An 11,156-nucleotide genomic window follows, 5' to 3' on the forward strand; every position below is an offset into this window, starting at 1 on the left:
GTATCTTTTGTTTCACTAGACATATCTTTAATAAATTTTGCTAAAATTTTAAAATTTTCTGTCATTATTTTCATCTATATCTTTATATTCACCATCTATAATATTAGTTTCATTTTTTGAATTCCTAAACTTTTTTAGAACAGAATTTAAAACAATCCGTCTACTTAATGGAAAAATTAACAAAAAGCCCAATAAATCAGTAAAGAAACCAGGTAAAATTAAAATAAGTGCAGCAAATGCTATTGTTGCTCCAGATAACATCTCATAGGTAGGGGCCTCATCTCTTCTTAATTGATTAAATCCTGCTCTCAATGTGTTAAGTCCTTCATATTTTGCGTAATAAATTCCCAAAACAGCTGTGGTAAAAATTAATAAGAGTGTTGTAATTGCCCCTATTTGAGAACCTATTTTAATGAATAAATAAATTTCTAAAGCTGGAATAAAAACAATTGCAAGAAATAATGGGCTCATTTGTCCTTAATCTAAATTGCTGGTTGAAATTAATCAATAGAGTAATTACAATAATAACATGAATTATAGTTTCGAGTACATAGACATTATTCTTTTGGCAATGATCGCAGGTTTCATTTTTTTAAGATTAAGAGGGATATTGGGCAAAAGGTCAGGATTTGAAGGCAAGTCTCCAGCGCAATTTAAAGAGGTTTTAAAAAACATAAAAGTAGATCAATCTATTAAACCAAAAGAAAATTTTGATGACCAAGCTCAGAAAGAATTCTTAAAAGGTGCAAGAATTGCTTATGAAACAATTATTACAGACTTTAGTGATAATGATAATAAAATTGTAAGTGCAAAACCATTATTGGATAAAGAAATATTTCATCAGTTTGATGACGCACTAAAAGAGAGAGCTAAGAGAGGCCATGTTGCTGAAATTACATTTATTGGAGTTAATAAAGCTGAGATTAAAGAGCATAAAAAAAATGGCAATATTTTAAACGTCACTGTAGATTTTATAGCAGAAGTTATAACTTGTATAAGAGATAAAGAAAAAAAGATCATTTCCGGTGATCCTGAAAAAATTAAAAAAATTTATGATACATGGGTTTTTTCTAGGGATACAACATCAGCAAATCCTAACTGGCAGTTAGTTAATATTTTAACTTAATTGAACGACAAAATTTCAGAAAAAGATAAAAAAGATTGGGAAAATTTTATTTCTAGTAAAGATAAAATTCCAAATAAAGATTTTAAAAGTAAAATTAACAACGAAAAAAAGTCAAGATCAATCGATTTACACGGATATACTTTAGAACAAGCAAATAAAACTGTTGAAAAATTCATCTTAAAAGCATTCGAAGATAAGATAAATAAAATAATTATTGTTACAGGAAAAGGTATTCATTCAGATGTTGAAAAAGATCCCTATGTTTCAAAAGATTTAAGTATTTTAAAATATTCAGTTCCAGAATTTATTTATAACAACTCTAACCTAATGAATGTTATTAATGAAATACAAGATGCCAAAATTGAAGATGGAGGAAGTGGGGCATTTTATGTTTTGTTAAAAAAAAAATCTAACATTAGATAATTTCAATTAACTGGTTTCTGTGTTATTATAGATTTTTATAATGATCATTTGGTTAGCATCTTATCCCAAAAGCGGTAACACTTTACTACGATCAATGCTCACTTCGTATTTATTTTCAAACGATGGTATTTTTAATTTTGAATTGTTATCTAATGTTAAACAATATCCCAACGATATAATACTTGAAGATCTAAAAATTAACACAGACGATAAAAATGAACTAATCAAAAATGCAATTAAATGTCAGAAATATTTTGACAATAAAAATTCAGTTGGTTTTGTTAAGACTCATAATATGTTATTTAATTTTAATAAAAAATATCCATTTACAAATTTAGATCATACACTCGGAACTATTTATATAGTGAGAGATCCAAGAAATGTTGTGCTTTCATATGCTCGCCATCTTGACGTACCAATTGATAAAATTGTAAAATTTGTAACCACCGGAAAAATACTTAAAAATGACATCATGGGCAATTGGGCTGAAAATTACACTAGCTGGAAAGTTTTAAATGATTTTGACAAGTATTTACTCATAAAATATGAAGAATTAATTTCAAAACCAACAGAAATTTTTTTAAAAATATTAAAATTTATCTACCATCTAAGACAATCTAAATTTTTGTTAAATGAAAAAAAATTAAAAAATGTTATAAATAGTACAACACTTTCTAATTTACAAATTTTAGAAAAAAAAAATATTTTTAAAGAAGCTGTAACTAATAAAAAAGGACACAAAGTAAAATTTTTTGATCAAGGAGGAAAAAGAGATTGGTCAAATTCTTTAGACGAAATATATATTAAAAATATTGAAAATACCTTTAAAGATGAAATGAAAGAACTTGGCTATCTCTAATTATCTATAAAATAAATTTTGATAAATCTGTATCCTTCACTAAATTATCAAGGTTTGTATTAATGTATTCTTTATTTATTATAATTTTTTCTCCAGCTCTATCAGTTGCTGTAAAGCTTATATCATCTAAAATTTTTTCTATAATTGTGTGTAATCTTCTTGCACCAATATTTTCAACTGTTGCATTTACTTCAGATGCAATATTTGCAATTGTATCAATACCATCTTCAGAAAATTCAAGCTCTACATTTTCAGTCTTTAATAGAGCCACATATTGTTTTATTAAACTGTAGTCTGGTTCTTTTAAAATTCTTTTAAAATCTTCGCTAGTTAAAGCTTCTAGCTCAACTCTTATCGGCAATCTTCCCTGTAACTCTGGTAGCAGATCAGATGGTTTTGCAAGTTGGAAAGCACCTGATGCAATAAATAAAATATGGTCGGTTTTAATTGGGCCATGTTTAGTATTGACTGTTGTTCCTTCGATTAAAGGCAACAAATCTCTTTGTACACCTTCTCTAGACACATCACCACCAACCCGATCAGTTCTTGCAGAAATCTTGTCTATTTCATCTAAAAATACTATACCATTATTTTCTGTTGATAATTTTGCAGCTTTAACAATTTTATCTTGTTCAATTAGTTTGTCTGATTCATCATTAATTAAAATTTCATGTGATTCCTTGACGGATATCTTTTTCTTTTTTTCTTTGTTTCCCATAGATTTACCAATCATTTCTCCAATGTTTATCATACCAACATTAGCACCTGGCATCCCTGGGATTTCAAAAGATGCACCGTTAGAACCTGTATCGCTTACAGCTATTTCTATTTCATTCTCATCTAAGTCACCATTTCTTAGTCTTTTTCTAAAACTTTCTCTTGTTGCAAGGCTTGCTTTTTTCCCTACTAAAGCGTCTAGTACTTTCTCTTCTGCTGCCTTTTGAGCTTGCGCATAAACTTCTTTTCTTTTTTTTACTTTTTCCATTGCAATTGCAATTTCAATTAAGTCTCTAACAATCTGTTCTACATCTCTTCCAACATACCCAACTTCTGTAAATCTAGTTGCTTCAACTTTAACGAAAGGAGCCTCTGCTAGTTTTGAAAGTCTTCTAGAAATTTCTGTTTTTCCAACACCTGTTGGTCCAATCATTAAAATATTTTTTGGCAAAACTTCATTTTTCATTTCACCTTTTAAAGCCTGTCTTCTCCATCTATTCCTCAATGCAACAGCAACAGCTTTTTTTGCCTTATTTTGTCCAACAACAAAACGATCTAATTCTGAAACGATCTCTCTTGGTGAGAGAGCACTTACTAAAGAAGCTTCCTCTTTTTGAGTTTTTTCTTTTGGATGCAAAGGTGTTACGTTTGAGTTATCCATTATATTTTTTCAATTTTAACGTTTTCATTTGTAAAAACACAAATATCTGCTGCAACTTTAATCGCTTTTTTAGCCACTTCTTCTGCTGACAAATTACCTTCCATTAAAACTTTTCCAGCTGCTAAAGCATAATTTCCACCAGAACCTATTCCTATTACATCACCTTCAGGTTCCAGAACATCTCCAGTTCCAGAAATTATATAACTATTATTTTTATCTCCTACAGCCATTAATGCTTCTAATCTTCTTAAATATTTATCAGTTCGCCAATCTTTTGCTAATTCAACTGCAGACCTTGATAAGTTACCAGCATGTTTTTCTAATTTTCCTTCTAATCTTTCAAATAGAGTTAATGCATCAGCGGTTGAGCCTGCAAATCCAGCAACTACATCTCTTTTTTCAATTTTTCTAACTTTTGAAGCTGTGCTTTTAACAACAGTATTTCCCATACTTACTTGTCCGTCACCAGCAACTACAACTTCATTATTTTTTCTAACTAGTACTATTGTTGTCATGACTAATAAATGGTAACTATTTTTGATACTTCAAGTCTTTACACTAATATTGATATAGTTGGCTTAAGTATGTATACAATTTAAATTATATGGCTAGAAAAGGAAAAATTTCTCGAAAAACAAAAGAAACCAGTATTAATGTTGAATTAAACATTGATGGTAAAGGTAAATACCAAATTGATACTGGAATAGGTTTTTTAGATCACATGCTTGAGCAATTATCAAAGCATTCTCTAATTGATCTAAAAGTAAAAGCAAAAGGCGACACTCATATTGATCTTCACCACACAACTGAAGATACAGGAATTGCAATTGGTGAAGCTTTAAAAAAAGCTGCAAAAAAATTTATAGGCATCAAAAGATATGCACACAGAGTTATTCCTATGGACGAAACATTAACTAGAGTTGCAATAGATGTTTCAAACAGGCCTTATTTAATTTGGAAAGTAAAATTAAAAGTTGAGAAACTTGGTGAGATGGACACTGAATTGTTTAAGGAATGGTTCCAGGCATTTTCACAGGCTGCAGGTATTACAATGCATGTTGAAAATATTTATGGTGATAACAGTCATCACATTATTGAGTCTTGTTATAAAGCATTAGCAAGATCATTAAGAGAGGCACTTGAGATGGATCCTAGAAGCAAAAAAAGTATTCCATCAACTAAAGGCTCATTATAAGTTTAATGAATGTCACTATTGTTGATTATAATTCAGGCAATATAAGCTCGGTAGTAAACTCGTTTAACGAAGTTTCTAAAAATAAAGTAAATATCGAAGTAAGCTCAGATTTAAACAAGATTAAATCTTCTGATAAAGTGGTTTTGCCAGGTCAAGGTTCGTTTAAAAGTTGCGTTGATGCATTGAACAATATCAATGGTTTAGCCGATACTTTGAATGAATTTGCAACTAATAATAAAAAACCTCTTCTTGGCATTTGTGTTGGACTACAAATGTTTGCAGACATGGGATATGAAGAAATAGAAACCAAAGGCTTTGGTTGGATATCTGGTAAGGTATCTAAAATAGATAATCAAAATGGAAAATTTAAACTTCCTCACATTGGATGGAATGAAATTGATATAAAGAAAGATAGTAAAATATTTAAAGGTATTGATAATAAATCTCACATGTACTTTGTACACAGTTATGAGTTTATTCCAGAAGATAAAAATGTAATTTCTGCAACTACAGATTATTCTTCAAATATCGTTTGTTCAGTTGAAAAAGAAAATATTTTTGGAACACAGTTTCACCCTGAAAAAAGCGATAAAATTGGGCTCCAAATAATTGATAATTTTATAAATTTATAATGAAGATATTTCCAGCAATAGATATCAAAGACAAAAAGTGTGTGAGGTTAGTAAAAGGAGACTTTGATAATAAAACTGAATATGAAATGTCTCCAGTTGAACAAGCTAGAAAATATAAAGATCATGGTTTTAAAAATTTACATATAGTTGATTTAGATGGAGCTATAACTGGCAAAACAGTTAATTTAGATATTATTCAAGATATAGTTACTAAATTTGATCTTAAAATTGAGATTGGGGGTGGAGTAAGAAATTTTGAAAGTATTCAGAAATATACTGATGCTGGTGTCGAAAAAGTTATTTTAGGAAGTGCTGCCATAAAAGACAAAAATTTTTTAAAAGAAGCTTGTAAAATATTTCCAGACAAAATTGCCTTAGGTTTAGATGCTAAAGATGGATATCTATCGGTTTCAGGCTGGAAGGAAAATTCCAATCAATTGACTTTAGATTATTTGAAAGAAGTTAACGATTATGGTGCAAGTAGATTGATTTATACAGATATTAATAGAGATGGAATGAAGTTAAGCCCCAACCTTGAAGAGACAGCAAAGGTTGCAGATATTTCTAATTGTCCAGTGATTATTTCTGGTGGAGTTTCATCAATTTTAGATATTAAAAAAGCTAAGGAGTTAAATAATAGTAATATCGAAGGCATTATAGTTGGAAAAGCTATCTATGATGGTGATATTAAATTAGAAGAATTAGTGAAAGAATTAGATGCTTAAAAATAGAATTATACCATGTTTAGATGTTAAAAATGGTCGTGTTGTAAAAGGAATTAACTTTGTTGATCTACAAGATGCAGGCGATCCAGTCGAACAAGCTAAAATTTATTCAGACGGTGGAGCAGATGAAATTTGCTTTTTAGATATTACTGCGTCAAATGAAAACAGAGATACTATTTACGATGTAGTAGAAAAAACCTCGAAGAAATGCTTTGTTCCATTAACAGTTGGAGGAGGTGTTAGAAGTGTTGATGATATAAATAAATTACTTAATTGTGGAGCGGATAAAGTTTCTATTAATACTGCAGCAGTTCAAAATTCTGAGGTAGTAGTTGAAAGCTCAAAAAAATTTGGTTCACAATGTATTGTGGTGGCTATTGATGCAAAAAAAAATTCAGATAAATGGGAAATTTTTACACATGGTGGAAGAAATAATACTGGAATTGATGCAATAGAATTTGCATTTAAAATGGAAAGTAGTGGAGCGGGTGAGTTGCTTGTTACATCTATGGATAGAGATGGCACGCAAGTAGGTTATGATATTGAGCTTATGTCTAAAATTTCATCCAAGGTAAATATTCCTGTCATTGCCTCAGGGGGAGTAGGGAATCTGGATCATTTAGTTGATGGAATTAAATTGGGAAATGCTAGTGCAGTTTTAGCAGCATCAATATTTCATTATGGCAAACACTCTGTAAAAGAAGCGAAGGAATATCTGGATTCAAAAGGAATACCTGTTAGAATTTAATATGCTTAATACATTAGAAAATTTAATTAAACTTGCAAGAGAAAGAAAAATTAATCCAGTTGAAGGTTCTTATACAAACAAATTGCTTACAGATAAATCTCTTAGTAAAGCAAAGGTCTTAGAAGAAATTGATGAATTAATTGAAGCTATTGAGGAAAATACAAATAAAATTCATGAAGCAGCTGACGTATTTTATCATTTATTAATGTACTTAGAAGCTAATGATGTAAAAATTGAAGAAGTAATGGAAGAATTAGAAAAAAGGAAAAAATGAGCTACAATGACAATAATATTTTTGCTAAAATTTTACGTGGAGAGATACCCTGTAATAAAATTTACGAAGATGATTATGTTTTATCATTTCATGATATCAACCCACAAAAGAAAGTTCATGCTTTAGTAATCCCTAAGGGAAAATATATAGATCTTGATGATTTTAGTGTGAATGCATCTCCAGAGGAGATGGTGGGTCTTTTGAAAGGTATTAATATAGTTGCAAAAAAGCTAGGTATATCAACAGAAGTAGGCCAAGGTTATAGGGCACTGGCTAATATTAGTGAACATGGTGGTCAAGAGGTCCTTCATTTGCATTTTCATTTATTTGGTGGTGAACGTGTTGGAAAAATGGTCGAGTGACAGAAGAAGTTAAAAGAAACTATCTAGAAATAAACTCATTGCATGATTTAAAAGATGGTGAACCACCTTCGGAAGATTATCAGGTTAACTTGATTGAACCTACTGATTTTCAGTTAAATAAATTTTTTTATAAAAATATAGGTAAAAAACATAAATGGATTGATAGATTAATATGGACCGAAGAGCAGTGGATCAAATACGTATCCAACAGCAATGTTAAAACATTTGTATTAAAAAATAAAAAAGATTTAGTTGGTTTTTTTGAATTAATTATTCATTCTGAGAAGCAAGAAGTGGAAATAGCATATTTTGGAATATTAAAGGAATACCAAAATAAAAAATTAGGCTCATTTTTATTATCGGTTGCTATTAAAAAATCATTTCAACAAAATGTAGAGAGAGTTTGGCTTCATACGTGTTCTTTGGATCATAAAAATGCACTTAATAATTATTTAGCTAGAGGAATGAAAATATTTAAATCAGAAATTGTTAAAATTTAATTTTGAAGGGGGGCTTTAAATATTTTTTCATCAACAATTTGATTTGATTTAACCGAATAAAGAAGTGTGACAGCAATATTTTGATAAATATCCTTAGTTTGCCAGCCAATTAAATTATAATTATTTATATCAAAAAAAATCTCTATTGATTGATTATTTTCATTTATTGTAAACTTGACTAGAGAATTATTAATAATTTCTTCATTTAATTTGGATATTTTTTTTAATAAGAAATTTTTATCTAAAATAAAATTTAATGGTGTTTTATCCAACGGATATCTATAATAGCTCGAAGTAGATTTTATAACTAAAGATTTTCCATTTGAAACTATAACTTTGTTTTTTTGATCATATGAACAAAACATTTTTTTTGGATATTGAATTGTACAGTTTCCCAACTCAATTTTTCCATCTATATTTTGTTCAAAATCAAAATTTAAATTTAAAGTATCTTTTAATTTATTGATTATTTGATTTTTATTATTTGCATTTACTTCACTAGATAAACTAATTAGACAAACCAATAGAAACAATCTCAACATCAAAGAACGTCTCTTTTACCTACATGATTTGCTTTGCTAACAATTCCATCAGTTTCCATCATGTCAATTATTCGTGCAGCTCTATTGTACCCAATTTGAAGTTTTCTTTGTAAAAACGAGGTAGAAGCTTTTCCTTCAGATCTAATTATTTCAACAGCTTGTTGATATAATTCATCTTTATCTCCTTGATCTGTATTTGATCCTAATTCTTTCTCGTCTGCAAAATTCAAGATTTCATCAATATAGTCTGGTTCAGCTTGTGATCTTAAAAAATTATTTATTTTCTCTATCTCATTATCTGAGACAAATGGAGCATGAATTCTTACTATTCGGTTAGCAGATGACATATAAAGCATGTCTCCCTTTCCTAATAACTGTTCCGCTCCTTGTTCACCAAGAATTGTTCTACTATCTATTTTTGAAGTTACTTGAAAAGATATTCTTGTTGGAAAATTAGCTTTAATTGTACCTGTTATTACATCAACACTAGGTCTTTGCGTAGCCATAATAATATGTATTCCAGCTGCTCTAGCCATTTGAGATAATTTTTGAATATAGTTTTCTATTTCTTTACCTGCCACTAACATTAAATCGGACATTTCATCTACCACCACAACGATGTAAGGCATCGGAAGTTTATGCTTGGCATTGTAACCATCAATATTTCTAACCCCTTCTTTTGTCATCAACCTGTATCTACTTTCCATTTCTTTTACTACCCAACCAAGGACTGATGCAGCTTTTTTAGCTTCAGTTATTACAGGGCAAAGTAAGTGTGGTATGCCTTCATATGTTGAAAGCTCAAGCATTTTAGGATCAATTAATATAAACTTACACCTTTCAGGTGTGTGACGGTAAAGAAGAGATAAAATAATTGTATTAATGCAAACAGATTTTCCTGAACCTGTAGTACCAGCAATCAGCAAATGTGGCATAGAAGATAGATCTCCTACAATAGGTTTTCCAGAAATATTTTTACCAAGAGCTATTGGTAATTTAGTTTCCTTCTTTTTAAAATCAGCGTTATTTAGAATTTCACTTAGATAAACGTTTTCTCTTGAACTATTTGGTAATTCAATTCCTACAGTATTGCTGCCTGGTATAGTTGAAATTCTAGCAGATTCAGAGCTAGTATTTCTAGCAATATCATCTGATAAATTTATAATTTTAGAAACTTTTACGCCAGCAGCTGGCTCAAATTCATTGAGAGTTACAACTGGACCATTACTTACTTTTTGAATTTCGCCCTTAACTCCAAAGTCCATTAGAATTTTTTCTAAAAATTTAGGGTCAGTAGTTTCATTTTTATTTGTGTTTTCTCTCTCTTTCTTAGTTGGAACTTTTAATAATTCTATTTTTGGTAATTGAAACTTATTTTTAGAATTTGATTTATTTTCTGCTTTGATAAATGGTAAGTCTTCTTGTATTAAGTTTTTGATTTCCTCTTGAGGAATATATTCACTTATAAGCTCACTTTTGTCTGTATAATATTTATCTTCTTTTTTAATAAAAAAATTAATTATTTTAACCACCCATTCATAAAATTTTAAAGGATGAAAATTGATACTCAATAGAAATAAAAAAATTATTAGAATAATTAAAATATAATAAGCTAAAATTTCGTTTATAATAATAATTGAACTTAAAAAAGTTTGATTAAAATAATTTCCAACAAAACCTCCATTCCCATTAATGTAAAGTGTAAAAGCGTCAGAATAGAAATAGCTTAAAAAAAGTGTTCCAACAAAAGTATATAATATTGCTACAAAAGTGTTTTCAATTATTAAAAAAAATTCTTTTAGGCGAAATATATTTACACCAGTAATTATGTATGTAAGTGATATTAAATAAGCAATAAATCCAAAAGATTGAAAAAAAAGATCAGAAATAAAGCTTCCTTGGAAACCTAATAAATTTTTAATTTCGGTATCTCTAGGAAAAATAAAATTTGGATCTTCAGGTGAATATGAAAAAAGTGCAATAAATAAAAGAATGCCAGCAGAAAAAATTATAATGCCAGATATTTCTGCTAATCGCTTTAACGTAAAATTAAGTAGTAAATTAGCTGTTTTTTTAATGTCCATTTATACAAATCAATTATACCACTTTGTATCATCTAATTTTTGTTGTTAAAATTAAAATTATGATGAAAGTTTGTATAATTGGTTCCGGTTTATCAAGCTTAGCTTTGGCAAATGCTTTAGTAAATATCGGTATCTATGTTGATATTTTTTATTCTAAACAAAAACAAGTTCAGGATAAATCAAGAACTATAAGTATTTCAAAAAGTAACGTTGATTATTTTTGCAATCATATAGCCAATATAAAAAAAATACTTTGGGAAATAAAAAATATTGAAATTTTTTCAGAGAATTTGAAAAATATAAAATTA

Annotated in this window: 15 protein-coding genes and 1 pseudogene; 11 read left to right on the forward strand and 5 right to left on the reverse strand. The window is 28.9% G+C overall.

Annotated features, from left to right (window positions below):
* Nucleotides 1-48 precede the first annotated feature (48 nt).
* Entirely contained in the window at nucleotides 49-471 is a 423-nt protein-coding gene (locus ACTTAY_RS03270) for an FxsA family protein (RefSeq protein ID WP_440672348.1), read from the reverse strand.
* Between the two features lie 58 nt (nucleotides 472-529).
* On the opposite strand from ACTTAY_RS03270, the gene ACTTAY_RS03275 reads away from it, so the two are divergent.
* Genes ACTTAY_RS03275 through ACTTAY_RS03285 form a run of 3 tightly spaced genes read left to right on the forward strand, consistent with a single transcriptional unit; the run spans nucleotide 530 to nucleotide 2,408 of the window.
* The gene (locus tag ACTTAY_RS03275; protein WP_440672349.1) at nucleotides 530-1,126 is read left to right on the forward strand and encodes a Tim44/TimA family putative adaptor protein; all 597 of its coding nucleotides are present in this window, start codon (nucleotides 530-532) and stop codon (nucleotides 1,124-1,126) included.
* Nucleotides 1,127-1,549, forward strand: coding sequence for a Smr/MutS family protein (locus tag ACTTAY_RS03280; RefSeq protein WP_440672350.1), 423 nt, complete (start codon nucleotides 1,127-1,129; stop codon nucleotides 1,547-1,549).
* A gap of 40 nt (nucleotides 1,550-1,589) precedes the next feature.
* A complete protein-coding gene (locus ACTTAY_RS03285; protein ID WP_440672351.1) occupies nucleotides 1,590-2,408 on the forward strand; it encodes a sulfotransferase domain-containing protein in 819 nt (272 codons plus the stop codon).
* 4 nt (nucleotides 2,409-2,412) lie between these two features.
* On the opposite strand, the gene hslU is transcribed toward ACTTAY_RS03285, so the two are convergent.
* Both hslU and hslV read right to left on the reverse strand, forming a co-directional pair.
* Nucleotides 2,413-3,786: an ATP-dependent protease ATPase subunit HslU gene (gene hslU / locus ACTTAY_RS03290; protein ID WP_440672352.1), complete on the reverse strand. Its 1,374-nt coding sequence runs from the start codon at nucleotides 3,784-3,786 to the stop codon at nucleotides 2,413-2,415.
* Nucleotides 3,786-4,301, reverse strand: a complete 516-nt coding sequence (gene hslV, locus ACTTAY_RS03295) for an ATP-dependent protease subunit HslV (RefSeq protein WP_440672353.1) — start codon at nucleotides 4,299-4,301, stop codon at nucleotides 3,786-3,788. The genes hslU and hslV overlap by 1 nt, the downstream gene beginning before the upstream one ends.
* A gap of 89 nt (nucleotides 4,302-4,390) precedes the next feature.
* Between hslV and hisB the strand changes: the two genes are divergently transcribed.
* The 7 genes from hisB to ACTTAY_RS03330 are packed head-to-tail and all read left to right on the forward strand — an operon-like array spanning nucleotide 4,391 to nucleotide 8,222.
* Nucleotides 4,391-4,981 carry an imidazoleglycerol-phosphate dehydratase HisB gene (gene hisB / locus ACTTAY_RS03300; RefSeq protein WP_440672354.1) on the forward strand — a complete coding sequence of 197 codons (591 nt, stop codon included), beginning with the start codon at nucleotides 4,391-4,393 and terminating at the stop codon, nucleotides 4,979-4,981.
* Nucleotides 4,982-4,986: 5 nt separating this feature from the next.
* Nucleotides 4,987-5,613 carry an imidazole glycerol phosphate synthase subunit HisH gene (hisH, locus tag ACTTAY_RS03305; protein ID WP_440672355.1) on the forward strand — a complete coding sequence of 209 codons (627 nt, stop codon included), beginning with the start codon at nucleotides 4,987-4,989 and terminating at the stop codon, nucleotides 5,611-5,613.
* Entirely contained in the window at nucleotides 5,613-6,338 is a 726-nt protein-coding gene (gene hisA, locus ACTTAY_RS03310; protein WP_440672356.1) for a 1-(5-phosphoribosyl)-5-[(5-phosphoribosylamino)methylideneamino]imidazole-4-carboxamide isomerase, read from the forward strand. The genes hisH and hisA overlap by 1 nt, the downstream gene beginning before the upstream one ends.
* Nucleotides 6,331-7,086 carry an imidazole glycerol phosphate synthase subunit HisF gene (gene hisF, locus ACTTAY_RS03315; RefSeq protein ID WP_440672357.1) on the forward strand — a complete coding sequence of 252 codons (756 nt, stop codon included), beginning with the start codon at nucleotides 6,331-6,333 and terminating at the stop codon, nucleotides 7,084-7,086. Before hisA ends, hisF begins: the two co-directional genes overlap by 8 nt.
* A gap of 1 nt (nucleotide 7,087) precedes the next feature.
* Nucleotides 7,088-7,360: a phosphoribosyl-ATP diphosphatase gene (gene hisE, locus ACTTAY_RS03320; protein WP_440672358.1), complete on the forward strand. Its 273-nt coding sequence runs from the start codon at nucleotides 7,088-7,090 to the stop codon at nucleotides 7,358-7,360.
* Nucleotides 7,357-7,722, forward strand: a complete 366-nt coding sequence (locus tag ACTTAY_RS03325) for a histidine triad nucleotide-binding protein (protein WP_440672359.1) — start codon at nucleotides 7,357-7,359, stop codon at nucleotides 7,720-7,722. Before hisE ends, ACTTAY_RS03325 begins: the two co-directional genes overlap by 4 nt.
* Nucleotides 7,719-8,222, forward strand: coding sequence for a GNAT family N-acetyltransferase (locus ACTTAY_RS03330; protein WP_440672360.1), 504 nt, complete (start codon nucleotides 7,719-7,721; stop codon nucleotides 8,220-8,222). The genes ACTTAY_RS03325 and ACTTAY_RS03330 overlap by 4 nt, the downstream gene beginning before the upstream one ends.
* On the opposite strand, the gene ACTTAY_RS03335 is transcribed toward ACTTAY_RS03330, so the two are convergent.
* Both ACTTAY_RS03335 and ACTTAY_RS03340 read right to left on the reverse strand, forming a co-directional pair.
* Nucleotides 8,219-8,764 carry an outer-membrane lipoprotein carrier protein LolA gene (locus ACTTAY_RS03335; RefSeq protein WP_440672361.1) on the reverse strand — a complete coding sequence of 182 codons (546 nt, stop codon included), beginning with the start codon at nucleotides 8,762-8,764 and terminating at the stop codon, nucleotides 8,219-8,221. The two genes, ACTTAY_RS03330 and ACTTAY_RS03335, sit on opposite strands and share 4 nt — an antisense overlap.
* Nucleotides 8,764-10,848: a DNA translocase FtsK gene (locus ACTTAY_RS03340; protein ID WP_440672362.1), complete on the reverse strand. Its 2,085-nt coding sequence runs from the start codon at nucleotides 10,846-10,848 to the stop codon at nucleotides 8,764-8,766. The genes ACTTAY_RS03335 and ACTTAY_RS03340 overlap by 1 nt, the downstream gene beginning before the upstream one ends.
* Nucleotides 10,849-10,907: 59 nt before the next feature.
* On the opposite strand from ACTTAY_RS03340, the pseudogene ACTTAY_RS03345 reads away from it, so the two are divergent.
* Nucleotides 10,908-11,156, forward strand: a pseudogene (locus ACTTAY_RS03345) (ubiquinone biosynthesis protein UbiB); the annotation flags it as partial.

Origin of the sequence: Candidatus Pelagibacter sp. HIMB1715, assembly GCF_052047595.1 — a bacterium.
Lineage (GTDB): Bacteria > Pseudomonadota > Alphaproteobacteria > Pelagibacterales > Pelagibacteraceae > Pelagibacter.